The sequence below is a fragment of the Aeromicrobium sp. A1-2 genome (assembly GCF_003443875.1).
In the GTDB taxonomy this organism is placed as follows: Bacteria; Actinomycetota; Actinomycetes; order Propionibacteriales; family Nocardioidaceae; genus Aeromicrobium.
Window position 1 is genome coordinate 2,588,057 of the sequence record NZ_CP027482.1, and the last position, 23,958, is coordinate 2,612,014.

The 23,958-nt window shown below is 68.1% G+C and carries 19 protein-coding genes; 4 read left to right on the top strand and 15 right to left on the bottom strand.

Annotated elements, in window-relative coordinates; genetic code table 11:
• Positions 1-14: 14 nt before the first annotated feature.
• A complete protein-coding gene (locus C6I20_RS12630; RefSeq protein ID WP_118396375.1) occupies positions 15-1,454 on the bottom strand; it encodes an NCS2 family permease in 1,440 nt (479 codons plus the stop codon).
• A gap of 70 nt (positions 1,455-1,524) precedes the next feature.
• Positions 1,525-2,532, bottom strand: a complete 1,008-nt coding sequence (locus C6I20_RS12635) for a hypothetical protein (protein WP_118396377.1) — start codon at positions 2,530-2,532, stop codon at positions 1,525-1,527.
• 59 nt (positions 2,533-2,591) lie between these two features.
• Between C6I20_RS12635 and C6I20_RS12640 the strand changes: the two genes are divergently transcribed.
• On the top strand, positions 2,592-2,999 hold the full coding sequence (locus C6I20_RS12640; protein WP_254052132.1) for a DUF2530 domain-containing protein: 408 nt from the start codon (positions 2,592-2,594) through the stop codon (positions 2,997-2,999).
• Between the two features lie 27 nt (positions 3,000-3,026).
• Here C6I20_RS12640 and C6I20_RS12645 read toward each other — a convergent pair whose 3' ends face one another.
• Positions 3,027-4,598, bottom strand: coding sequence for an MDR family MFS transporter (locus tag C6I20_RS12645; protein WP_118396380.1), 1,572 nt, complete (start codon positions 4,596-4,598; stop codon positions 3,027-3,029).
• A gap of 71 nt (positions 4,599-4,669) precedes the next feature.
• Positions 4,670-5,416 carry a DUF3027 domain-containing protein gene (locus C6I20_RS12650; RefSeq protein ID WP_118396382.1) on the bottom strand — a complete coding sequence of 249 codons (747 nt, stop codon included), beginning with the start codon at positions 5,414-5,416 and terminating at the stop codon, positions 4,670-4,672.
• Between the two features lie 60 nt (positions 5,417-5,476).
• On the opposite strand from C6I20_RS12650, the gene C6I20_RS12655 reads away from it, so the two are divergent.
• Positions 5,477-6,967 (top strand): MFS transporter, encoded by a 1,491-nt coding sequence (locus tag C6I20_RS12655; protein ID WP_254052133.1) that lies wholly within the window; start codon positions 5,477-5,479, stop codon positions 6,965-6,967.
• Between the two features lie 30 nt (positions 6,968-6,997).
• Here C6I20_RS12655 and C6I20_RS12660 read toward each other — a convergent pair whose 3' ends face one another.
• From C6I20_RS12660 to C6I20_RS12690, 7 genes are all read right to left on the bottom strand, one after another.
• Positions 6,998-7,393 (bottom strand): cold-shock protein, encoded by a 396-nt coding sequence (locus C6I20_RS12660; RefSeq protein WP_118396384.1) that lies wholly within the window; start codon positions 7,391-7,393, stop codon positions 6,998-7,000.
• A 42-nt stretch (positions 7,394-7,435) separates the two neighbouring features.
• On the bottom strand, positions 7,436-8,449 hold the full coding sequence (locus tag C6I20_RS12665) for a YihY/virulence factor BrkB family protein (RefSeq protein WP_118396386.1): 1,014 nt from the start codon (positions 8,447-8,449) through the stop codon (positions 7,436-7,438).
• 154 nt (positions 8,450-8,603) lie between these two features.
• Positions 8,604-10,199 carry an AMP-binding protein gene (locus C6I20_RS12670; RefSeq protein WP_162891315.1) on the bottom strand — a complete coding sequence of 532 codons (1,596 nt, stop codon included), beginning with the start codon at positions 10,197-10,199 and terminating at the stop codon, positions 8,604-8,606.
• Between the two features lie 100 nt (positions 10,200-10,299).
• Positions 10,300-11,724, bottom strand: a complete 1,425-nt coding sequence (locus C6I20_RS12675) for an exopolysaccharide biosynthesis polyprenyl glycosylphosphotransferase (protein WP_118396390.1) — start codon at positions 11,722-11,724, stop codon at positions 10,300-10,302.
• Entirely contained in the window at positions 11,724-12,641 is a 918-nt protein-coding gene (locus C6I20_RS12680) for a glycosyltransferase family 2 protein (protein WP_118396392.1), read from the bottom strand. The genes C6I20_RS12675 and C6I20_RS12680 overlap by 1 nt, the downstream gene beginning before the upstream one ends.
• A gap of 2 nt (positions 12,642-12,643) precedes the next feature.
• Positions 12,644-13,081, bottom strand: coding sequence for an adenylyltransferase/cytidyltransferase family protein (locus C6I20_RS12685; RefSeq protein WP_254052134.1), 438 nt, complete (start codon positions 13,079-13,081; stop codon positions 12,644-12,646).
• Positions 13,082-13,194: 113 nt separating this feature from the next.
• Positions 13,195-14,550, bottom strand: coding sequence for a sigma-70 family RNA polymerase sigma factor (locus C6I20_RS12690; RefSeq protein ID WP_162891316.1), 1,356 nt, complete (start codon positions 14,548-14,550; stop codon positions 13,195-13,197).
• Between the two features lie 395 nt (positions 14,551-14,945).
• On the opposite strand from C6I20_RS12690, the gene C6I20_RS12695 reads away from it, so the two are divergent.
• Complete coding sequence (locus C6I20_RS12695) at positions 14,946-16,238, top strand: Wzz/FepE/Etk N-terminal domain-containing protein (RefSeq protein WP_118396396.1); 1,293 nt, start codon at positions 14,946-14,948, stop codon at positions 16,236-16,238.
• A 48-nt stretch (positions 16,239-16,286) separates the two neighbouring features.
• Positions 16,287-17,030, top strand: coding sequence for a methyltransferase domain-containing protein (locus C6I20_RS12700; protein ID WP_118396398.1), 744 nt, complete (start codon positions 16,287-16,289; stop codon positions 17,028-17,030).
• A gap of 3 nt (positions 17,031-17,033) precedes the next feature.
• On the opposite strand, the gene C6I20_RS12705 is transcribed toward C6I20_RS12700, so the two are convergent.
• The 4 genes from C6I20_RS12705 to C6I20_RS12715 are packed head-to-tail and all read right to left on the bottom strand — an operon-like array spanning position 17,034 to position 23,941.
• A complete protein-coding gene (locus tag C6I20_RS12705) occupies positions 17,034-18,533 on the bottom strand; it encodes an oligosaccharide flippase family protein (RefSeq protein WP_162891317.1) in 1,500 nt (499 codons plus the stop codon).
• Entirely contained in the window at positions 18,526-19,827 is a 1,302-nt protein-coding gene (locus tag C6I20_RS17155; RefSeq protein ID WP_162891318.1) for an O-antigen ligase, read from the bottom strand. The genes C6I20_RS12705 and C6I20_RS17155 overlap by 8 nt, the downstream gene beginning before the upstream one ends.
• Positions 19,824-20,552 (bottom strand): CDP-alcohol phosphatidyltransferase family protein, encoded by a 729-nt coding sequence (locus C6I20_RS12710; RefSeq protein WP_118396402.1) that lies wholly within the window; start codon positions 20,550-20,552, stop codon positions 19,824-19,826. The genes C6I20_RS17155 and C6I20_RS12710 overlap by 4 nt, the downstream gene beginning before the upstream one ends.
• Positions 20,549-23,941 carry a fibrinogen-like YCDxxxxGGGW domain-containing protein gene (locus tag C6I20_RS12715; RefSeq protein WP_118396404.1) on the bottom strand — a complete coding sequence of 1,131 codons (3,393 nt, stop codon included), beginning with the start codon at positions 23,939-23,941 and terminating at the stop codon, positions 20,549-20,551. Before C6I20_RS12715 ends, C6I20_RS12710 begins: the two co-directional genes overlap by 4 nt.
• Positions 23,942-23,958: the final 17 nt, after the last annotated feature.

Sequence of the window (23,958 nt, forward strand, 5' to 3'; positions counted from 1 at the left end):
GTACCGACAAGGGGTCAGCTGACCCAGCGGGTGATCGGATCAATCGCGAAGTAGACCACGAACAGCACGCTGACGATCCACATCAGCGGGTGCACGCTTCCGATCTTGCCCTTGACGATCTTGAGCAGCACGAAGGCGATGAAACCGGCGCCGATACCTGCGGTGATCGAGTACGTGAACGGCATCAGGGCGATAGTCAGGAACGCCGGGATCGCGATCTCGTCGTCCTTCCAGTCGATCTCGGCGACCTGGGTCATCATCAGGAAGCCCACCAGTACGAGTGCCGGCACTGCTGCCTCGCTGGGGATGTGCGCGACGATCGGGGTGAAGATCGTCGCCAGCAGGAACAGCAGACCGGTCACGACCGAGGCCAGGCCGGTGCGGGCGCCGTCACCGACGCCGGAGGCGGACTCGATGTAGGACGTGTTGCTCGAGACACCGGCAGCGCCGCCTGCGGCAGCCGCGATCGAGTCGACGATCAGGATCCTCTGCGCGCCCTCCGGGGTGCCCTCGGAGTCGTTGAGACCCGCCTCGGCACCGATCGCCGTCATGGTGCCCATCGTGTCGAAGAAGTCTGCCAGCAGCAGGCTGAAGACCAGCAGCACGACCGTCACGAAGCCCACGCGCTCGAACGAGCCGAACAGCGAGAACTCGCCCAGCAGACCGAAGTCTGGCGTCTTGACGATCGAGTCCGGGATCGACGGGACATTGAGGTTCCAGCCCTTGGGGCTGGGCTCGCCGTCGACCAGGCTCGGACCCGCATCGACGATGCGCTCCACGATGACCGCGATGACCGTGGTGACCGCGATGCCGATCAGGATCGCGCCGGGGACCCGGCGAGCGTGCAGGGCGATCATCAGCAGCAGACCGATGCAGAACACCAGCACCGGCCAGCCGGCGAGGCGTCCGTCAATGCCCATCCCGATGGGCGGAGCAGGTATCCCGGTCATCCGCACGAAGCCGGCGTCGACCAGCCCGATCAGGGCGATGAACAGCCCGATGCCGACCGCGATCGCGGTCTTGAGCTCGCGCGGCACGGCATCGAACACGGCCTTGCGGAAGCCCGTGAGGACGAGCAGCAAAATGATGAGCCCCTCGAGCACGACCAGGCCCATCGCGTCGGCCCAGGACATCTGTGAGGCCACGGAGTAGGCGACGAAGGCGTTGAGCCCCAGTCCGGCGGCGAGCGCCAGCGGGAAATTGGCGACAACACCCATGAGGATCGTCATGACACCGGCCACGAGTGCGGTCGCAGCCGCGATCTTTGCCAGGTCCGGCTCGGATCCTCCCCCGAGGAACTGTCCGTCCCCGTCCTGGACGTAACCGAGGATCAGCGGGTTGAGCACGATGATGTACGCCATCGTCAGGAAGGTCACGACACCGCCGCGCACCTCCTGGCCGATCGACGACCCGCGTTCGGTGATCTTGAAGTACTGCTCGAGCGTGCTGGTCATGGCGCTCCTGGTCGGGGTGGGGGTGCAGTCGACAAGGGAGCATGCCAGACGCCGTACCCCGGGGTGACAGTCAGGTGCGCTTGGTCGCTGCGACAGCGATCGCCGCGAGCATCGCCATGACGGCGGCGGCCCAGAACCACGTGGCCCCGGCGAATCCGTCGCTGTCGCCCGGACTGCGCTGCGGCGGCGACTGGATCGCTGCCGGATCCGTGGGCGACGCGCTCGGCTCGGTCGTCTCGGGGATCGTCAGCGGAAGTCGGATCAGCGCCGAGCGCTCCCCCTCGCTGCCGATCAGAAAGGTTCGGTCGGACCGCTCGATCGTGATCGACTCCCCCTGAGGCTGGGACGGGAGCGGCTCGGACCCCACCGACCGCCAGGTCGAGGTGTCGACGACGGACGCCGAGACGTAGGACCGCAGCAGCGCGTGTCGCCCGTCGGCAGTCATGCTCCCGTCGGTCACCAGCGACGGGGCACCCTCGTCGACGACCGTCGCGCGGTTGGCTCCGTCGGTCCGGAGTGTCGCCGGCAACGCGTAGATCGTTCCGGCCAGCAGCGCCTTGCTGACCAGCGACTTCGCGCCCGTGATGGGATCGACCAGCAACGCCTCGACATTCGCCGGGCCGCCCTCGTACGTGACCGGATAGCGCTTGGCGGTGACACTGTGGTCCCCCGCGCCCGGCTCGGGCAGGGCATACAGCGCGACGTCGGTGCGCCGTTCGCGGTTGTCGCCCGTGTCGGCGATCCACAGGACGCCGCCAGGGCCCATCCCGATCGCCTCGGTGTCCTGCAGCGTCCCCCCGGAGATCGAGGTGGCGCCCACAACCTCACCCGTCGAGACCCGGACGGCGTAGACCGTCGGGGAGTTGTCGGAGTCGTTGATCGTGTACGCGAGGTCGTCGTCGGCTCGGCTCATCGCCAAACCGCTGGACTCCTGGACCCGCGGGTCGTCGATGTGGCTGACCACGACGGGATCGGTCTCGGCGCTCTCGGCGCGGCCCACCACGGAACTGACGAGGACGACGATCAGCAGGGCGATCAGCAGTCCCGGGATCAGGAGGCGTCGGTGGCGCGGATTCATGGGACTTCAGCATGACAGCACGAGGAAGCCCCTCGGCGTCCGACGGGTAGGGTGGCCCTGTGAGCGACAGCGACGAGTGGGTGATTCGCCAGGGCGACGGCCCCGAGACCATCGAGCGCAAGATGGGTCATCGGGAGATCGCCCGGCTTGAGCGCGCAGCGCGTCGCCACGAGTTCGGCCGGCCCGAGCTGACCGAGCTCGAGATCGGCAGCACGACACACCGCGTCGCGGAGGTCGAGCCGATGGACGTCGATGGTGTGCGCACCATGACGGTCGGCACGATCGTCTGGGGCGTCATCGCCGTCGGCCTAGTGCCGTTCCTCGGCACGCTGGACGAGAACGGCCGCACGTGGTGGCTGTGGACCGCTCTCGCGGGATTCGGACTCGGCCTGATCGGCATCGAGTACTGCCGCCGCCGGCGCAACGCCCTGCGCATGCAGCCGGGCCGCCGCCGCCGCGTCGACTGACCCCGTCGGCCGAAGTCCCACACCGACTCAGTCCTGGTCGTCGTCCGACATGTGCAAGGTCGTGCGCAGCGGGACTTCCTTCATCAGCAGCGATGTCACGAGGCTGATTGCGGCGATACCGGCAGCGACCAGGAAGATCGTGCCGGTGGCGTCGCCGTACGCTCCTCGGACGACCTCGACGACCGGCGCCGGGAGATTCTTGAGGTCCAGCAAGGAGACCTCGCCTCCCGATGGCTTGATCCCCAGACCCGCGAGCTTGCTCGTGACATCGCTCTTGACCTGCGCCGCCAGGATGGCCCCGAGCACCGAGACGCCCACGGCGCCACCGAGCGACCGGAAGAATGCGACGACCGCGCTGGTCGCGCCCACCTCGGAGACGTCGACGGTGTTCTGCACCGCGAGGACGTAGTTCTGCAGCAGCATCCCCATGCCGAGACCGACGAAGGCGATGAACGCCATGGCGTGCCACTCCGGCGTCCGGTGGTCGATCGTGGCAAGGAGCCCCAGACCGAGGGTCAGCAGCACCGACCCCAGAACCAACCACCGCTTCCACAGCCCGGTCCTGGAGATCATCCGACCGGCCGTGATCGTGCCGATCAGCGAGCCGACCATCAGCGGGATGGTCAGCAGGCCGGCCTCGGTCGGCGTGCGGCCCCCCGCGATCTGGAAGTACTGACCGATGAACACCGAGCTGCCGAACATGCCGACCCCCACAGCGATGCTGCCGATGATCGCGAGTGCCGTGGTGCGCTCGCGGACGACCTTGAGCGGCACCATCGGTTCGGGGTGGCGCAGCTCGACCACGATGGCAAGACCCACCGCGACAGCGGTGCCGCCGAGATAGACCGCCGACTGCCATGACATCCAGGCAAAGGAGTTGCCGGCGAACGATACCCAGATCAGCGGTAGGCTCGCGGCAATCGCGATGAGGATCGCGCCCCAGTAGTCGATCCGCACCGAGCGGCGGACCGTGGCGATGTGCAGGTACTTCTGCAGGATCACCAGACTGACCAGTGCGAGCGGGACGCAGACGTAGAAGGTCCACCGCCAGCCCAGCCCCGGCGTGTCGACGATGACGCCGCCCAGCAGCGGTCCGCTGACTGTCGCAACAGCCATCGTGGCGCCCATGTATCCGCTGTAGCGACCCCGCTCGCGCGGCGGGATGATCGAGCCGATGATCGACTGGGCATTCGCGGTCAGACCACCCATGCCGAGACCCTGGATGACCCGCATCGCGATGAGCTCGGGAACGTTCTGCGCCATGCCTGCCAAGACCGAGCCGATCACGAACACGATGATCGAGGTCTGCACGAGCAGCTTCTTGTTGTACAGGTCGGACAGCTTGCCCCACACCGGGGTCGAGACCGTCATCGCGAGCAACGAAGCCGTCACGACCCACGTGTACTGGGTCTGCGAACCGTTCAGGTCCCCGATGATCGTGGGCAGGGCGTTGGACACGATGGTCGAGCTGAGGATCGCGGTGAACAGGGCGGCGAGCAGCCCGAACAAGATCTCGAGGATCTCGCGGTGGGTCAGCTGGACGGGCGCGGCGACCGGCGGCTCGGGGCTGAGCTCACCCTTCGTGTCGGTTAGTTGCATGGTGCAACCATAGGAGCGAGACAAGACCCGCGCAAGCCGGGGCCGCGCTACGTGAGGCGACTCACGCCGAACTAGAAGTTGTCGACCTCGTCGACGCCGACGGTGTCGAACACCGGCGGCGGAAGCTTCTGGATGCCGGTGGAGCGGCTGAGGCGTGCGCCGGAGTGGGCACCGCAGCCGTGATCCAACGAAACGATCTTGCCGTCGTCGTTAGCCATGCCGTTCGCGCACACGCCGAATCGCTCGGCCAGGGGGCCCGCCAGGCTGACCAGGAAGCCGCACGAGTGGCACACGCCTGACGCCTGCTGCGCAATGGCCGCCTCAGGTCCCTGCTCGCCGTCCTGCCAGCGATCGGCTGCCAGCTCGCGACCCTCGAAGGACAGCACCCACTCGCGGCCGAGTCCGACCTCGCGAGCGAAGAAGCGGTCGGGGGTCTGCTCATCGCCATCGCCGGCCGACCACTCTGGCACGAGCCGGGCGTCGTCCTCATCCGGCGGCAGCACGTCACCGGGACTCAGATCGCCCGGCCGGATGCGCTCCCGGTAGGGGGTCCACGACGGGGCGGTGATGGCATCGTCGCCGGGAAGCAGGACGACGTCGTTGATCGTGATCTGCTCGCTGTCGGGCGCTCGCGACACGCTGACCGACCAGTACCAGCCGTCGTAGCCGCGCTTGAGGCAGACGAAGTGGTGCGAGACCAGACGCTCGCCGTCCTCGACCGCGCGGACGTGCTCGCCAACGGTTCCGGCGTCCGCGGCCTCATCGGCTGCCGCGCGTGCGGCCTCGACTGCGGCGGAAAGCTGCTGATCCATGGGCATTGACCCATTGTCGCCCATGTCAGGGCGAGCGGAGGCCGCGGGGTGAGGCAGGATGGTGCCGTGGAGGAGTACGGAGATCAGGACGCGCGCGGACCAGATCCGACGCGCGCAGATCCCGCCAACGATCAGTCGCGGTTGACCCGCTCGGCGCAGGCCGCCGGCCGACTCTCCGGAGTCACGGCCCGCATGGTCGCCAAAGGAAGCACCTCGGCGTTCACGGCATCCCGACGATTCACGCACTCCGGTGGCGCCGGGGAGAGCGGGCTGGCCCGGCTCCTCGAGCTCCACGCCTTCAACACCGCCGGTGACGCGGCGTTCGCGGTGTCGCTGGCCGGCACCCTCTTCTTCACGGTGCCGACCGGCGAGGCAACCGGCCAGGTCACGCTGTTCCTGGTGCTGACGATGCTGCCGTTCGCGGTCGTCGCTCCCCTGATCGGCCCCTTCCTCGACCGGTTCCGCCGGGGTCGACGCTGGGCGATCGGCGGAACCCTCGCGATCCGCGCCTTCTGCTGCTGGGTGCTCGCGGGCGCGATCTCCTCGGACGACCCACCACCCTCGTTCTACTTCGCTGCACTCGGCTGTCTCGTCGCGTCCAAGGCGTACGGCGTGACCCGTGCCTCCGCCGTACCGCGGCTGCTGCCCGTCGAGTTCACCCTCGTCAAGGCCAACTCCCGCATCTCGCTGACCGGCACGGGCGCCGCCGCAATCTCAGCCCCGCTGGCCGTCGGCGCCGCGGCGATCGGCGCGGAGTGGGCCGTGCGCTACGCCGCGTTGCTGTTCGTCGTCGGTACGGTGCTCGCGATCCTGCTGCCCGCACAGGTCGACTCCAGTGAGGGCGAGGAACAGGTCGACCTGACCCGGATCGCGACGGGCGCCGCCAAACGAGGCATCAGCATCTCCCGCGACGTCGTCAACGGTCTGCGCAGCAACTCGGGCCTGCGGCTGCTGTCAGGCTTCCTGACGATCTTCATGGCATTCACGCTGCGCGACCCCCCGGACTCGATGGGGTGGAGCGGCAACCCCACGATCCTGCTGGGGCTCGTGATCGGCGGCGCCGGTGTCGGCAGCACCGTCGGCACGCTGCTCGCGTCACTGACCCGGTCCAGACGGCCCGGCCGTGTGGTCATCGCGGTCCTGGTGCTCGACGTCGCGGTCGTCGTGACGGTCGCGGTGTTCTTCACGTGGTGGACCGCGGTCGTCCTGGGTCTGACGGTCGGGTTGTGCCAGTCTCTCGGCAAGCTCAGCCTCGATGCCCTGATCCAGCGCGATGTCGCCGAACGGGTCCGCACCAGCATGTTCGCGCGGTCCGAGACGCTCCTGCAGCTGTCGTGGGTCATCGGCGGGCTGCTCGGCATCGGCTTGTTCACGATCGACGCGACGCCCCGCATCGGCCTGCTCGTGACCGCGGTGATCCTGGTGGCGTGGCTGTCGTTCGTGCTCAGCCGGGCGCGCCCGACCCAGGCGGTTGGACGTCCGCGCAGCGGCGCAGCGCAGCAGCGGGTCGTCGATCAGGATCCCGACCGCGACACCGTCCCGCGCCAGGACCACTGACGACCCGCGCGGGCTACGCGCGGACGAGCCTCAGAGCTCGAGCTCGGTGGCGACGGCGCGCAAGACCTGTGCGGCCGACTTGCCCTTCTTGCCATCGGGGTGCCGGCCGTGCCGGTAGCCCTCGCCGAGCGAGTCGAGCAGCCGGATCAGGTCCTCGACGATGACCGCCATGGTCTCGGGATCCTTGCGCCGGGCATGCGACTGCGAACGAGACACCGAGGCGACGGGCTCGAGCAGGCGTACCTGCAGGGCCTGGTCTCCACGACTGCCCTGGACGATGCCGAACTCGACCCTGGCACCTGCCTTGAGCGTCGCGACTCCGGCGGGCAACGCGTCCGAGCGCACGTGGACGTCCGGGCCGTCCTCCTGGGTCAGGAAGCCGAATCCCTTGTCAGCGTCGTACCACTTCACTTTGCCCGTGGGCATGGCGTCGTCCTCTGGTCGTCGTTGGCTGCTGCAGGGCTCAGCCTAGTCGGACGACGGCGGCTTGGGCGCACGGTCCTCGAAGGTGACCTCGACGGACTGGAAACCCTTGTGCCGCTGGGACTTGGCGTAGGCGGAGTAGGCCTTCTGATCGGCCTCGGTGAGGATCACGTTGTCGGTGAACGGAGTCAGCAACGCCCGCGGGTAAAGATGCCGGCGGAGCACGACGTTGACCTCGAGGCCCAGGACCACCATGATCGCTGCGATGTAGATGAACGCGAGCAGGCCCAGGACCAACGCGAAGGTCTGGTTGACCTCGTTGGCCTTGCCAATGACCTCCCGGACGTACGTGTTGCCGACGTACTGCAGCGCCTGCCAGAGGACTGCGGCCACGGCCGCCCCGGGGAAGACCGAGCGCCAACCGGCACGGCGCAGGCTGATGAGCCGGAACATCGCCGTGAAGATCGTGACGGTCAGGAAGAATCCCGCGATCCGCGACAACACTCCGATCGACGGCTGCATGTCGGTGCCGAGGGCGTCCGGGTTGGCGAGCAGCGCCGTGACGATGGCCAGGGACAGGATGCCCAGGCCGCCGATCGACAGGAAGACCAGGCTGCGGAAGCGCAGGAGGAATGGATTGGCGCGGCTGTTGCGTGGCACGGACCAGGCAATGTTCGCGGCATTCTGGGCCGCCTGGCCCAGCCCCATCGCGCCATAGATCGCGGCGATCGAGCCGACCACGATCGCCGAGGTCGAGCCCTGGAGGCCCTCCGGCTTGCCGAGCTCGGACCCGATGATCGGAAACTGGCTCAGCGCCGAGTTGAGCAACCGGTCCCGCAGATCTGGGTCGTTCTGGAGCAGGAACCCCAGGATCGATGTGCTCAGGAGCAACAGCGGGAAGATCGCGATGAACGCGTAGTAGGTCACTATCGCCGACAGATAGGCGCCCTGGTCGTCGAAGTACTTGTAGATCACCGCGAGCGGGAATCCGACGACCGGGTGCTCGCGCTGGAATGCGTCGATCCGACCAATCGGCCGCGGCCCGGAGGAGTTGCTCATGGGCGCGACTGCCCGGGTGGGCGCGACGTCAGAGCCGACCCGGGCGCGTCGGAGCGCTGCTCGTAGGCGGTGTCCACGCGGCAAGCCTGCCACAGCAGGTCTGGACGCACCCGCGGACGCCACGCTGCGTCCCGGCCGGCTGGTCGGGGTGCCGCTAGTCGAACTCAGGAAGCTCGCGCTTCATGACCTTCCCGGTCGGGTTGCGTGGGAGCTCGCCGAGGAACTTGATCTTGCGCGGCACGGCGAAGCGCGGGACATGCTCCTTGGCGTATGCCACGAGATCGGCCTCGGTCATCGAGGCGCCGTCCTTGATCACGACGTACGCTGCCAGGGCCTGGCCGAAGGTCTCGTCAGGGATACCGGTCACGACGACGTCCGAGATGTCCGGGTGTTCGATCAGGGAGTCCTCGAGCTCACGCGGGAAGACGTTCTCCCCGCCCACAACGACCATGTCGTCATCGCGACCCGAGACGAACAGCCGACCATCACGGTCGAAGAAGCCCAGATCACCCGTGCTCATCAACCCGTCCGCGAACGACTTGGTGTTGCCATCGGTGTAGCCGCCGAACGGCATGTCGTTGCCGACGTGGATCACACCGGTCTCGCCCTGCGGCAGCTCGGCGCCGTCCGCGTCCAGGATCTTGACCGATGTACGGAATGGCGGCGTGCCGGCGGTGCCGGGCGCCTCGCGCAAGTCCTTGGGGCTGGCGATCGTGACCCATCCCGTCTCGGTCGCCCCGTAGAAGTTGTAGACCGAGTCGGTGAACAGGTCCATGAAGTGGTTGGCCAGGTCGCCGGCGAGGGCCGATCCGCTGCTCGCGGTCACCTCGAGCGATGTGACGTCAGTCTTCTCGACCAGTTCCGGGTCCGCGTCGACAAGTCGCTGCATCATGAGCGGCACGACGACCAGCACCTTGGCCCGGTGCTGCTCGACATCACGCAGCACCTGCTCGGCCGAGAACTTGCGGCGCAGGACGTACGTCGGGGCCGTCGACAGGCCGAAGCCGAAGTTGATCAGCCCCCAGGAGTGGAACAGCGGGGCGGCCAGCACCACGGTGGAGTTGCCGCGGTAGGGAATCGCACCGAAGAACGCTATGAGCGGCTTGAGGTCTGCGGGCTCCTCACGCTTGGCTCCCTTGGGCAGGCCCGTCGTGCCGGAGGTGAAGATGATGATCTGGCCGTGGCGGGACGGCTTGTCGTGTGCCGCGGTGGGTCGGCCCGTCATCAGGCTCGCGACGCTTGCGTACCTCGCCGGAGCGTCGTCGTCGGCCCAGCACAGCACGAGCTCGTCGTCGTCGATGTCGGCGCCGACCTCGAGGAATTCCTGATCGAGGATCACGAGCTTGGCGCCTTCGCGGCGGGAGAGGTCCCCGAGCTGCGAGCGGCTGGCCATGGTGTTGAGCAGCAGGACACGACCGCCGGCCTGCATGATCGCCACCATCGCGATGATCATGTAGCGGTGGTTGCGCGCCAGCACGGCGACCGAGTCGCCCGGCTCGAGGCCACGGTCCTTCAGCGCCTGGGTGAACTGGTTGACCTGCTCGGCGAGCTCGCGCCAGGTGATCTGACCTGCGTCGTCGATGATCGCGAGCTGCTTGGGGAAACGCGCTGCGGCGGCGTTGACGCCCGACGGAAATCCAGGTCCCCACTTCGCGAGCTGCCGCCCTGCGCCGAGCAGACGATGCGGGAGCACCGGCTTGAGCATGCCGATCTGTCGAAAGACCTTCAGCGTGTAGCCCAAGTCGCCCATGCAGTCCTCACATCCGTTCGTCGCCCATCGCCGGTGCGTCGGGTCAAACGTGGGCAGTGTAACAACGGGTTGCAGTGATCGTCCCCGGTTCACGATGCGCTCAGAGGGCGCCATCGCGGGCCAGGACGGCCCTGAAGGTGCGGGCCAGGATCGCCAGGTCGAGCCGCAGGTTCCAGTTGTTGACGTACTGCAGATCCATCCGGATCGACTCCTCCCACGACAGCGCGGAGCGTCCACTGACCTGCCACAGGCCCGTGAGCCCGGGCTTGACGTGCAGCCGCCGCCAGACCCATTCGCTGTACTGGGAGGTCTCGGCCTCGAGTGCAGGACGGGGCCCGACCAACGACATCTCACCCTTGAGGACGTTCAGCAGCTGCGGAAGCTCGTCCAGCGAGGTCCGGCGCAGGAGCCGCCCGAACCTGGTGATGCGAGGGTCGTCGCGCAGCTTGAACAGCGGGCCGGCGCCCTCGTTGCGGACCTGCAGAGCCGCAAGCCGTTCCTCGGCGTCGACCACCATGGTCCTGAACTTGTAGATCGTGAACGGTTCGCCGTCACGCCCCGACCGCACCTGGCGGAAGACCGCAGGACCTCGTGAGCCGAACCGCACTCCGAAGGCGATCAGCGCGAGGAGCGGCGCCAGGAGGACCAGCGCCACACCGGCGACAGCCCTATCCATCAGTGACTTGGCCGCCTTCGACATCAGGTGGTCATTGGGCGCGCGAAGGGACAGCGCGATCTGGTCTCCGACCCGGCGCGGACGGAGGTACTCCACATGGTCACTCATGTCCGCCACGACGAGGCACTCGACCTCGGCACGCTGCAGTGCCCAGGCGAGGTGCCGCAGTGCGGGCGTGGCGAAGGCCCGCCCGCTGGCGATGACGACCGCGGTCGCGCGATGCTCCGCGACCGCGGCGAGCACCTCCCGGACGACCCCCGCCAGCGCCTCGTCGGTGACCGATCCGAGCGGAGCCAGCTCGTGCGGCGCACGCCACGAGCAGGTCGCGACGACGTTGACGTCCTGTCGACCCGCCCAGCGCGTCGACAGACGACGGACCGACTCGACCTGGCCGACCAGGATCGTCGGCGTGTGTCGGAGCAGCTGCCGATGGGCCAGGGCAGAGAGAGTGGACACCACGGGACCGGCCAGCACTGCCGCCGTGGCATGGCGGATCTGGACCGAGATCTCCGCATCCGCGATCACGAGCAGCAGGGTCGCCGCGCCGAGCAGCTCCGCCAGACGGATGGCCGGTTTGAAGGAGCGGGCCCGCTCGTACGCCGGGAGAGCGGCGAAGCTGTAGACCAGCCACGCGCCCACCAACGCGACGGCTCCGCCGGTCCACGCTTCGGGCAGCGCGAAATATCGGTCGGCAACCAGCCACGTCGCCACCAGTGCCGTGGCGTAGCCGAGAACTCCCTGCCGGATCACCGTGACGGGCAGCCCGACCAGACGACGCCGTCGGACGGCACGCATCGGCAGCTCGGTCCGCAGGCCCCGCAGGGGTGCTTCGACGTCCATGACCGCCATCAGATGCCCCTCCCGAACATATTGGCGGCCCGAGCGATGGCGCCCGCAGACGCAAGACGGTAGGAGATCAGCAGTCCGAGCCAGGCCCGCACGTTGAGTCGCTGGGCGCTCAACGCCTGCCGCAGCCACGGTCGAGACTGGTTGCGCTTCCCTGCCGCTGCGAGCGCGAAGCCGATCTGTGAGCTGATCCTCGCGAGGGCGCCAGCATCCTGCTGCAGTGCTGTGTGCTTGTCGAGCAGGTAGGTCAGGCCTGCGGCGTACTGCTCCCACTTGCCGTAGAAAAATGACTGCCCGGACCAGCGCACCGAGACGAGCGGCTCGTTGACGAGCCTGATCGCCGTGTGCTGGGCCGCCGTCAGCAGGACGTCATAGTCCTCGCCGTAGCTGCCCGGCAGGTCCTCGTCGATCATCCCGACCTGATCGACCAGAGTGGTTCGACGAAACACGAAGCTGCTCGAGTGCAGGCCCGCGATCCGGTCTCGCACCAGGTCGGCATGGGTCACGGTCGTCAACGGAACGGGCCGCTCGTGCGTGCGCCGGCCATCATCGACCAGCATCGCGCTACCGACCAGCCCGACCTCGGAATGAGCTGCAAAGATCGCCATCTGCTTCTCGAGCTTGTTCGGAGCCCAGGTGTCATCGTCGTCGAGGAAGGCGACGAAGTCGTGCTTGGACTGCACGATTCCCATGTTGCGCGCGCCAGCCAGCCCGCGTACACGCTCGTTGGTCACCGCGGTCATCGCGCGTCGGGGACCCGTGACGACGTCGGGCAGCTCGGGTTCGCACGCATCGAACACGATGATGATCTCGATCTCCCCGCCATACGTCTGGTCGACGATGCTCTGCACCGCCAGGCGCATGAGCTCGGGACGCCGGTGCGTCGGGACGACCGCAGTGACCGAGGGGGGCTCGGACATTCTCACTCCTCGTGCCCGGCGAGGAACGATCGCAGCATCGAGCTGGACGTGTGACGCGTGTAGGGGAAATAGACGACGGCCGCGCCGACCTCCCTCATGGTGCGCTCGAGGCGGTAGCCCTTGGGTGTCCCCTGCCAGTCGTTGCCCTTGAAGATCACGTCGAAGGGCCGCTGCTGCCACACGGCGTTCTTGTCCTCCGACCGATCGATGATGACCTCGTCGACGATGCCCAGCGCCGAGATGATGTCGATCCGCTCATCACAGGGAACCACCGGGAGCCGTCCCTTGAGGTGCTCGACGTATTCGTCGCTCGCCACACCCACGACCAGGTGGTGACAGTGGTTGCGGGCCCGCCGCAGAAGGTTCAGGTGACCAACGTGGAACATGTCGAAGACGCCGCTGGAGTAGCCGACTTCGAACTTCTTCCGTGCTTCGCTCACTGGTCCCCGCGCCTTTGGTTGGTCTCACCTGAGAGAGAGACCTGGGGCTGGATAGTGACGAGCTTCGGCCCTACTTTCGCGCAACGGGACGGTCCTGGCAGCCGCTCCGTGGGTCAGGGCGTGACGACGATGGGAAGATCCCCCGCGGCGCCCTTGACGGTGTCGACCACCGAGGTGCCAGCGTCGGTCAGCCCCTGAGGTGTCGACCCGTCGGGGCGGCCCGTGCCGAGCGATGCCAGCAGACCTGCGGCACCACTGATGGGCTCGCGAACCTGCGACTTTGGCGAGTCCCGGCGAGTCATCGAGGCGACTGGCGGAGCCTCGTTCTCGGCGGGCCCAGGCGTGCCGTCCTCATCGGTGGCCGCGCTCTCGGGTGTCGGCGTGGCTTCAAGAGCCGCGGCCCTCGCCGGGTGTTCTTCCCGGGCGTCGACCGATCTGGCGCTGTCGTGCGGCGCGTCGGCCCGAGCGACCTGTGGGTCCGTCAAAGATCCGGGTCCCTGCGAGCCGAAGGGAATGCGCGGAGGGTTGACGACGGGCGCTGCCACTCCGATGACGGTTGCGGTGGTGAGCGCCGCTGCCGCCACGGTAGGGGCCACTGCCATCGCTGCGGCCTTCCCGACGACCGCCAGGTGCGTGAGGAGTGCGGCCATTCCCCCAGCACCCACCGCGAGACCGACGACCACGAGCGCCACGCCACCGGACACCGAGACCGCGAGCGAGGCCGGAGCGATGATCGCGCCGACCTCACGATTGACCTCCTGCAGGTCCAGATAGATCGCCATGCAGCGCGGGCAGGACTCGAGGTGGCCGTGGATCTTCTCCTGCTCGCGCCCGGATGCCGTCCTGCGTACGAACCCGGACAGCTTGCTGCGGACCGCGCGACAGGTCCGCCCGGCCGTGTCATCGCTCTTGATGTGCTGTTGGAGGTAGGCCTCCCGCAGGCCCGACCTCGCCCGGTAGACCAGCGCCGAGACGCTGTTGGCCGACATGCTGAGCAGCGGGCCCAGCTCCTGTGGTTTGCGGCCCTCGACATCGAGGTGCCACAGGACCGTCCGCCAGCGGCTGGGGAGCGACTCGTAGGCGGCGCGGATCGCAGACTTCTCAAACTCGTCGAGCTGCCCCGCGCCGAATTTCACGGCCGTGTCGATCTGTGTCTCGTCATCGGTCGGCACGACCCGTTGGCGCGCCTTGGCCCGACGACCGGCCTCGTGCCGAATCGTGGTGAACAGATAGGCGCGGAAGGCCCGATCGGGCCCCTTGCCCCGCCGCACCAGGTCGAGGACCTGGGTGAAGGACTCCGCGACCACATCATCGGCCTCGTCACCCTGGCCGAGGTGACGGGCCAGCCGGAGCGCCGGGTACTCGTAGCGCGCGAACAGCACGGCAAATGCCTCTTGGTCGTCGATGCGAGCCATCGACAGGAGCTCCACATCATCGCGTTCAGCGAGCGGAGTTACTGCTTCAGGCACGTCGACAGCGTCAACGTTTTGCAATTCATTTCCCCTGGAATGTGTTGCGAGCCCGCCAGATGATGGCGCCATCGCGTGCGTGTCACCGATCGTTACGGCCTTCGCAGCATGGCACGGCGCAATTGACTTTTCCAGAAGAGCAAGGGTGTCTACAACTGCCCTGCGGGGCGCGACACCTGAAATTTTTCGACCTTGACGCTGCTGCAGGCGGAACCGGCCAACCGGCAACACCCAAAGTTTTTCGTCGTTTGAGCGGTCGGAACCCACTGATGCAGGCGTCTGGGCAGCGTACGCGGGCAGAAAACCAACGCGTCCACGTCATACCCGGGCCCCGTTCCACTCTTCTTGGGAGAGCCCACGATCCTGTGCGCTCGACCTGACCCTGAGGACACCAGATGCCCACCGCCCCGCAGCCCGCACAGCTCACCGACATCGTTGGTGGGCTACGTCGGCACTGGCCGATCGTCGCCGTCATCGCGCTGACCGGCCTCGTGCTGGGCGTCCTCGCTTCATTCGCGGTCCCGGCGAGATACACCTCGACGAGCACGGTGGCCGTCCACCCGTTGACCTCTGACCCGCTCGGCAACGGGATCGACACGTCGCGCTCGGTCAGCATGCCAACGGAAAAGGGCCTGGTCACCTCGCGAAAGGTTGCCGAGGCGGCTGCTGACCTGCTGCGTCCGCAGCACTCGCTGAGTCCCGATCGCATCATCGGGTCGACCACGGTGGACATCCCGGAGGACTCGTTGATCTTGACGATCAACTTCTCCGGCGACACCCCGAAGCAGGCTGCGGCTGCTGCCGACGCGGTTGCGCAGGGCTATCTCGCGACGCGGCGCGAAGACGCCTCCGGCGAGATCCAGCGGCTCACCAAGTCGGCCACGGCACAGATCGGCGACATCCAGGTCGCTGCCAAGCAGGCCGCGTACGACACACCCATCGCACAGCGCTCGCTTCGTATCCAGGCCGAGGCGCTCGGCACCAAGCTGGCCGAGCTCGGCAACGTCGATCTCGACCCCGGGCAGATCGTCGGGGAGGCCGTCTCCCCGACGGAGCGCTCGACCCCCGGAGCTGTCTCGCTGGGTCTGGGCGGGCTGTTCCTCGGCCTGCTGATCGGCATTCCGGTCGCGCTGCTGCGCAAAGACGAGGACTCCGAGATCGGCGGGGTCGATGGGCTGCACGCGATCGGTGATCAGATCGTGCTGGACGGAACCAAGGACATCAACCGCGCCGACACCTGGGACATCGCCGCATTCATGCTCAAGATCCCGGCCAACATCGAGGACGACGGCCCGTTCATGATCATGGTCGACGCGGAGGAAGGTCCCGACAGCACGTTCACCCCGGGCCAGGAGCTCGTCGACGCGCTCGAACGCCGCGGACGCTCCGCCCGGTTCGTCGACGCGAGCGCGATCAACGAGGGCAAGATCAGTCGCGGTTGGCCGACCGCGAGAAAGCGCATCTCATGGGCCGGGGAGATCGTCATCATCGACACCACGAATCTGACCTCGGACGCCAACAAGGTCGCGCTTGCGACCCGATCCGACTCGGTCCTGCTGGCCCGCTCCACGACCGACGATGCCCTGGCACTGCGCCGGTTGGCCGGGCTGCTGCGCTCCAAGAGCGTCGACATCGCCCTGACGGCACTGTTTCCGCCGCGGCCGGAGATGATCACGCTCAACCGCTAGACCCAACCCGGGGCGGACTGGCGGCCCGTACGACGACGAGGACATCCCATGGGCGACGCACGACGCACGCTGGCCGACTACTTCGAGCTGGTCGATGTGGCGCAAGACCGCCTAAACGGCACCAACGCGACCGACTCGCGGTTGCGCAGGATCACCAAGCACGCCGTGCCGGTCCGATTCCGGGGCACCGCGCGCATGCTCGTGACGGATGCGATCACCCCGATCCAGCGACGCAAGGCACGACGCATCCAGCAGGAGCCCCCGGCGCTCCGCCTGCACCTGGGCAGCGGCGGCCAGCCGAAGTCGGGCTGGCTCAACGTTGACCTGGCCGGCGATCCCGTCGAGCTGGTCTGGGACCTCGCTCACGGAGTGCCGTTCGAGGACGCCCGTGTCGATGCGATCTTCCACGAGCACCTGCTCGAGCACATCCCGCTCCGAGCCGGCGCGGGCCTGCTGGACGAGTGCTACCGGGTCCTGCGGCCCGGTGGGATCCTGCGAGTCGGCGTGCCTGACGCAGGCGCGTTGCTGGAGTCCTACACCGGCGACGGGACGTACATCGGCGCGCTGCATCCCGACCGGCCGACCCGCATGCTCGCGCTCCAGGAGCTCTTCTACTGGCACCGCCACACCACGATGTTCGACGAGGAGACGCTGGCGCTGCTGTTCCGTGCAGCTGGATTCCCGGAGCCGTCCAGACGGTCCTTCGGCGAATCCGACCTCGACTCCGCACCGGACACCGAGCGGCGTCGCGCCGAGACGCTCTACATGGAGGCGCGCAAGCCGCTGGCCTGATGCTCAGCTGCGATGCTCGGCCAGCGCGACCAGTCCAAGCCGGTGACGCAGCGGCCAGCTGACGACGAGGTACACCACGGCGACTGTCGCAATGGTGCCGAGCATGACGCTCAGCGACGAGCCGAAGGCGATCCGCGACCCGACGGTGAGGGTGCCGGCGACGCCGATCGCGAGAGCCGCGGCCGACCACAGGTGCCGACCGGCGGGGCTGACGCCCATGAGTCCCTGCACCTGCCACACGACGACCACCGTGTCGATCACGATCGTGATGGCCCACGCCAGCGCCGCGCCGTCGATGCCCCACAACGGGATCAACACGAGATCCAGGGCGATGTTGAGCGTCAGCGCAAGAGACTTGTCGGCCAGCTGCCAGCTGCTGCGACCGCCCATCAACAGGATCGTCTGCACCGTGCCGGCCGCCGTCGCCAAGGCCATCGCGAGGCTCAGCACCGCGAGCGAGGTGGCCCCGTCGGAAAACCCCGGCCCGAACAGCGACAGGACGGTGTCGCCAAAGATCGCGAGCACCAGGAAGAACGGCCACGCCAGCCAGATCATTGTTGCTGTCACCAGGCCGTAGATCTCCCGGGCCTCATGTGTCGCTCCGCGGGCCAGGGCAGCACTGATCTGCGGGCCCACCGCCACCCGTGCGGCCTGCTGGATCACCTCACCGGCCCGGGCGCACCGGGTCACGACGGCGTAGATGCCGGCCTGTGCGGGTGAGGCGAGCGCGCCCACCAGGATGACGTCCATCCACTCAAGCAGGATCTCGACGGCCGCCGCGACTCCTCGCGTTGCACTGAAGCCCCAGAACTCGGCCGAAAGCCTCCGCCGGTCGGACGGTCGGACCGGTGCGACACGCAGGCTGCCGGCGTGACGTGTCGTCAGACGCGCGACCGCCGCCACGGCGAGTGCGAGCACCACCGCAACCGGCGCCAACCAGGAGCCGAGCACCCCGATGACACCCCAGCCGGCCAGGACTGCCACGCCCACGCCGAGCAGCCGCATCACAGGGAGGGTGATGTTCTGCAGAAGGGGATAGGACACGACGTCGCCGAGTCCCCGCGAGATCGCGAGTGTGACCGCCAGCAGAGCCGACAGCACCGCGACACCGGCCGCGATGACGATCAGCCCGCCGGGCAACGGCGCGAACAGATCGGGATACGTCGAGGTGGCCCCCGCGACCACGGCGACGAGGACCACGCCGGTGATGAGGACCGGAGCCACCGCCATCCGGACCAGAGCGGGAACGTCGGCCAGGCGTCCACGGGCGCGAGCGGCGGAGACGTACCGGACGAGCCCGGTGTCGGCGCCCAGCTCGGTGACGTTCGAGACGATCATGAAGACCGCCACCACCAGGAAGTAGGTGCCCGCCCCCTCGGTGCCCAGGTGTCGGCCGATGACTGCGGCGAGCAGGAGACCGATCAGCGAGCCCGTGGCACCGCCCGCCAGGTTGACGACACCTGCCCAGGCGATCCCGCGCGACTGGATCGTCAGGTCAGCCATCGGCGATGGCAGGGCCGGAGCCCGTCTCGTCCAGTCCGTAGCGCCGGCGCAGCAGGACCGCGGCGACCAGCATGATCGTGAGGAACTGCATGATGTCGAGCCCGTAGACCACGATGATGACACTCGCCACGACGAGCACACTGTGGAGCACCAGATCGACATCACCCGGGGCTCGCATCGTCCGCAAGGTCGTGCCCCAGAGGAACAGCAGGAACAGGGTCAGCCCCACGAACCCAAAGCTGAACATCAGCATCCAGACGTAGCCCTGGGTGCCCAGAGATATCTCCTGGGAGGGCGAAGGACGTGGTGCGCCGTAGCCGAGCAGCGGCGACTGGAGCGTCCGCGTGAAGGTCTCCTGATAAAGGGAGAACCGTGTGCCGGAGGAGTCGCCGTACTGTTGACGGGTCGAGATCTGGGACAGCAGCCCGTTGCCGATCAGGACCACCGCACCGATGGCCCCCAGGATCGCGATCGTCAGGACCGGAGCCGCTCGGTCACGCAGCGCGAGGCGGACCACGACGTAGACCGCAGCGAGCGCCAGGCCGGCGAACATCCCGCGGTTGCCCGTCGCCATCGCGGGAGCGATCATGGCGGCCAGGCCCACGACGACCGCAGCACGCAGCGGTCGCGACCGGGTCATCATGAAGGCGGCGACGGCGACAGGGGTCAGCAGCACGATCGCGACTCCCCAGCTGTTGGCGTAGGGGAACGGCGCCGACGGTCGGACGAAGGTCTGCGGCGATCCGAAGGGGTGCTGGACCTCGGCGAACGGTGGGAAGAACAGGTCGCGGACGTACTCGTTGCCGGTCAGCGAGTCGGGGAGCAGCAGACCCACCGGGGTGGTCAGCCGCACCTCGGGGAACGCCATTCCCAGCAGTCCGCCGGCGATCGTCACGAACCACACGAACGTCAGGGCATTGACGATCCGGCGCCGGCTCAGGGCCACACCCGCACTGATCGTGTAGACGAACGCCGTGCCGACGACGGCCAGGATCGAGAAGCGGTAGAGCAGGCCCAGCATGCGGGCCGTGGAGTCGATCATGACGGCGCACGGGACGACCCAGACGACGAACGCCGTGAACGCGTAGACACCGGGGACGAACCGCACGGCGCGGCTGTGCGCGAGGAAGGACAGCATCACGACCGAGAGCAGCACGCCGGCAATGACGGTGGCGCCGAGCGTCCAGAAGATCGGGAAGCCCCACAGCAGCGCGAGGACCGGCCACGCCGGCAGGCTGTCGCGGTCCGCGTCGGTCGTGGCGACCGCGGAACGGGAGGCGGTCGTGGCACTCACGCCGCACCTGCCGAGAGCGACAGAAGCTCGCGGTGTCGGCGCACGAGGGTTGCCGCGAGCAGCAGCGCGTTGAGCACGCCCAGCAGCCCGTATGCGCACAGGAAGGCCGTGCTCCAGGGCCACAGGAGCACGACCAGGTTGACCAGCCCGGTGTCCGCCGGTGTCTGGATCCAGGCATGGAACCGCGGCACGGCCCCCCGACCGGCAACCGGGTCACGGCCCGCGAGCTGCTCGGCCAGGATCTGGGCGAAGAAGCGGACCGTGGCAACCAGGGCGAAGGCCAACGGGATCAACAGGACCGCGTCCGACACGTCGGTAAAGCGGTGCAGCCCCACCAGGATCGCGAGGTGGAACAGCAGGTGCCGGGCGGAGTCGACGACGTGGTCCAGCCACTCCCCCGCCGGCGACCCGCCGCCACGCAGGCGAGCGAGCTGCCCGTCGGCGGAGTCGAGTGCGAAGCCGAGCTGGAGCAGGAGCATCGCGCCGATCGCCATCGTGATCCCCGGCCGGGCGGTGACCAGCACCGTCGCACCGCCCAGGAAGGCCGCGAAGCTGGCGGCGGTCATGTGATTGGGGGTCAGCCGTCCCTGTGCCGCCACCGCGGCGAGTCCCCTGCCCAGTCGACGATTGACCGCTCGCATGTACCAGGGAACGCCTGCGCCGCTCTTCTGCGCTCGAGCAAGCTCCTGGTAGGCCGCGCGGGCGCCGGTGCCGGACCCGGTCATGAGATCGCGATCAGGGCCAGGTCCATGCTCGCGCTCGGCGTGGAGCGGTAGTGCGAGTGCATCTCGACCGCGATGACGTTCTTGCCGGCGCGGATGGCCGACAGCGGGACGTCGAGGGTCACCGGGTTCGCGATGGCTGTCGCGGTGTTGGGAGCCGAGAGTGCGTACATGTTCGGGCTCACGTCCCCCGTAGGCAGGTTCGACCGTCCGATCTCGATGCCGTTGACATAGACCACGACGCCGTCATCCGCACGAGTCGTGATCTCGAGCGCCGATATCGAGGCTGGGTCGGCCACGTCGAAGGTCCGTCGGTAGTAGGACGCGAGCGCGCGATCGCCGGTCGTCGGTGTGTCGATGTCGGTCGCGATCGGACCGGTGCCCCAGCCCAGTGGCGCGGCTCCGGTCGACCACCCACTGACGTCGAAGGAAGCCTCAGCCCAGCCGGCCGGGACCGTGACGTCCCGGTCGAACAGATAGGACCACGTCGATCGGGCCGGCACCAGCGCCACCGCCTGGCTTGCCGGCTGAGGAGCGTTCGCGCCGGCCGTCGCGACGATCGCGGCGTCCATGCTGGTCGAGCTGGTCGACCGGTAGTTGGAGTGGACCTCGACGGCCACCGAGTTCGAGCCGATCTTGAGCAGTGACACCGGGATCTCGAACTTCGCCGGGGACGCCGCCGCGGTCGAGGTGCTCGGCGCCGACAGCGCGTACGTGCCGCTGGTCAACGTGCCGGCCGGGAGGTTCGACCGCCCTACCTCGGTGCCGTTGACGTACACCGCGACACCATCGTCGGCCCGGGTCGTCAGGTCGACCGTGCCGTACTTCGCGCCGGCCGGGATCGTGAACGTCGTCCGGTGATAGGACGTCAGCGCGCGGGCGCTCGCCGGGGTGACGTCGATGTTGGTCGAGATGGGTCCGCTGCCCCAGCCGAGGGGCGCCGTACCGGTCTGCCACGAGGAGTCGTCGTAGAACGACTCGCGCCACGTGCTCGGCAGGGACGTTGCGGAATCGAAGAAGTACGCCCAGGTCGCCGCGCTCGACAGCAGCGTCGTCGTGGCCGTGGTCGTCGGGGTGACACCTGCGGTCGATGCGGATCGGTTGCCCCAATCATCGGCCGACCGCACGAAGAATCGGTCGCCGGGCGCCGAGCCCGCGACCGTGGTGGTCGTCGACGAGGTCGTCGCCACGACGCGGTCGTTGCGCAGCACCTCGTACGTCACACCCGACGTCGAGCTGGCGCTCCACGTCAGTTTCGCGTCGGCACCGGTTGCGGTGACCGCAAGCCCGGCGGGCTTGCCGGGCGCCGTGTGCGGACGTGCCGCAAAGCGCACGAATCCACCGACCCAGCCGTTGCTGCCGTTCTCCTTGACCGCCGAGGTCATGGTGCCACCGGCCCACAGGGTGCCGTCGGCGGCGACCTTCAGCGCCCACGCGCCCCGACCGCTGCGCGCCTTCATCTCGGGTGTGAAGTCGGGGACATAGTCACCTGTCGTGGCGTCCCAGGCGCCGACGAAGAAGATCTTGTCTGCCTGGGACCAGCTGATGTTGGTCGAGCCCGGGCTCGTCGAGTCGTACAAGGCGGTGTCGGAGTAGTTCCAGTTGAGGCAGTGGCAGCCCGCGAAGACCAGCCCGTTGCCCTTCTCGATCGCCTGGATGTCGCCGCCGGCCTTGGTGATGTGCTTGTTCTCCAGCGCGAAGGTGCCCGTGTTGTACGAGAACATGCTGTGCTGCGAGCCGCCGAGCCAGACCTTGTTGCCAACCTGCTTGATCGCCTGCTGATAGCGGGCCGATCCAGCCGTGCTGAACGTCGGCTGCCACGTCGGCGTGATCCGCGGGGCGCCGGTTGCGGTGCTGAACGCGGCCGCGCGGTCGGCCGTCACACCCTTGGCCGTCGTGAAATAGCCCGAAAAGTAGACCCGGCTCTTGTCGTCGCTGACGTCCAGCGCGGTGCCGGTGCCGTTGAACTCGGGATTCCAGCTGTTGTCCGGTACACCGTTCGACAGCTGGATCCGGGCCGCGCCCTTGGCGTAGCGGTCCGAGATGCCCGGCTTGACCAGGTGTGTGAAGGCGCCGGTCAGATACAGGTAGGTGCCATCGGTGTCCAGGCCCCGCACCGAGACCGTGGGAGCCGTCATACGGTTCTCGACGTTGGCCTGCCAGCTCGTGTCGAGGGCTCCGGTCGTCGGGTTGAGCACCACCAGGCCCGCGCGCGTTGCGCCGCTGACCTTGGTGAACTCGCCGCCGACGGCCAGTCGTCCGTCGGGCAGGGCCAGCAGCGACTTGACCTGGTTGTCCAGGACGGGAGCAAAGCCGGGGATGTAGTCGCCGGTCGTGGCGTTGAACGCCGCCAGGTAGGGCCGTGCCACCTTCTCGGCGCCGGTGGCGTTCGCACCCTTCTGCACCGTCGTGAAGTTGCCGCCGACGTACATGACGTTGCCGATCTGCGCGAACGCCTGGACCTCGGACGCAGTCTCTGCGCCGCCCGCGGCCCCGAGGCCTGTGACGCCCCAGTCGGAGGTCAGCGAGCCGTTGCGCGGAACGGCCTTGATGGTCTGCGCGGCGGTGCCGGCACTGGGGATCGCGGCGAAGGTCAGGTCGCTCGTGCGCAGCTTGGGCCGGATGAAGACCTGGGAGAATGGACTGCCGTAGTAGCCATTCGAGGCCGAGGAGTAGATGTAGCTGCTCGCCGAGGTCGACCCGATGCCGTTCTGCCCGAAGTTGAAGCCGCGGACATAGTTGTTCTTCGACGACTCGTACGTCCACAGTCGGCGGTAGGCCGAGTCGGATCCGAACTCGTACGTCGTGGTGTTGCTGGCGGCGACGCCGTCGAGGTTCGCGGCGGCGATGCCGAGCCCCGCGCCGAGCGCCCACGTCCAGCGATCGCGTGACTTGTACGTCCAGCGGGTCTCCTGCCAGTTCGTGCCACTCTGGTTGGTCGCCCGGCGGACCCGGACACCGTCGGAGAACGAGTCGAAGCGACGGCCACCCATCAGCCCGTTGATGACGTTCGCGTCGAGCTGGCGCGGGGAGAACGCCCCCGTGCCGGTCACGGTCCCGGCGACCTGCGCCGGCGTGCCTGCGCCGTTGTAGTCGTACGTCCAATTCTCGCGGCCCCGGCCGACGAGCTCCCAGCCGCCGCCGTCCGTCGTCATGTCGCAGTAGATCTCGGTCGGGACCTGCAGCTGCGGGGTCAGGATCCAGTAGACGCCGCCGGGCGCCGAGGAGTTGACCTGCTTGGCCTCCCAGCACGAGGCCGCGGCGGTCGGCTGGGTCGTACCGTCATTGCCCACTGCCGCCTGGGCGGCCCCACCGGTGCCGATGAGCACTCCGGCCGCGAGGACCGCGACAGCCAGCCAGGGACGAAGAGGGCGGAGCTTGGGAGTGGGCACGACAATTCCTCAGGTGG

Bases quoted from the DNA above. Each gene is read 5' to 3' on its own strand.
- C6I20_RS12630 (WP_118396375.1), bottom strand. From the start codon at position 1,454: ATGACCAGCACGCTCGAGCAGTACTTCAAGATCACCGAACGCGGGTCG.
- C6I20_RS12635 (WP_118396377.1), bottom strand. From the start codon at position 2,532: ATGAATCCGCGCCACCGACGCCTCCTGATCCCGGGACTGCTGATCGCC.
- C6I20_RS12645 (WP_118396380.1), bottom strand. From the start codon at position 4,598: ATGCAACTAACCGACACGAAGGGTGAGCTCAGCCCCGAGCCGCCGGTC.
- C6I20_RS12650 (WP_118396382.1), bottom strand. From the start codon at position 5,416: ATGCCCATGGATCAGCAGCTTTCCGCCGCAGTCGAGGCCGCACGCGCG.
- C6I20_RS12660 (WP_118396384.1), bottom strand. From the start codon at position 7,393: ATGCCCACGGGCAAAGTGAAGTGGTACGACGCTGACAAGGGATTCGGC.
- C6I20_RS12665 (WP_118396386.1), bottom strand. From the start codon at position 8,449: ATGAGCAACTCCTCCGGGCCGCGGCCGATTGGTCGGATCGACGCATTC.
- C6I20_RS12670 (WP_162891315.1), bottom strand. From the start codon at position 10,199: ATGGGCGACTTGGGCTACACGCTGAAGGTCTTTCGACAGATCGGCATG.
- C6I20_RS12675 (WP_118396390.1), bottom strand. From the start codon at position 11,724: ATGGCGGTCATGGACGTCGAAGCACCCCTGCGGGGCCTGCGGACCGAG.
- C6I20_RS12680 (WP_118396392.1), bottom strand. From the start codon at position 12,641: ATGTCCGAGCCCCCCTCGGTCACTGCGGTCGTCCCGACGCACCGGCGT.
- C6I20_RS12695 (WP_118396396.1), top strand. From the start codon at position 14,946: ATGCCCACCGCCCCGCAGCCCGCACAGCTCACCGACATCGTTGGTGGG.
- C6I20_RS12700 (WP_118396398.1), top strand. From the start codon at position 16,287: ATGGGCGACGCACGACGCACGCTGGCCGACTACTTCGAGCTGGTCGAT.
- C6I20_RS12705 (WP_162891317.1), bottom strand. From the start codon at position 18,533: ATGGCTGACCTGACGATCCAGTCGCGCGGGATCGCCTGGGCAGGTGTC.
- C6I20_RS12710 (WP_118396402.1), bottom strand. From the start codon at position 20,552: ATGACCGGGTCCGGCACCGGCGCCCGCGCGGCCTACCAGGAGCTTGCT.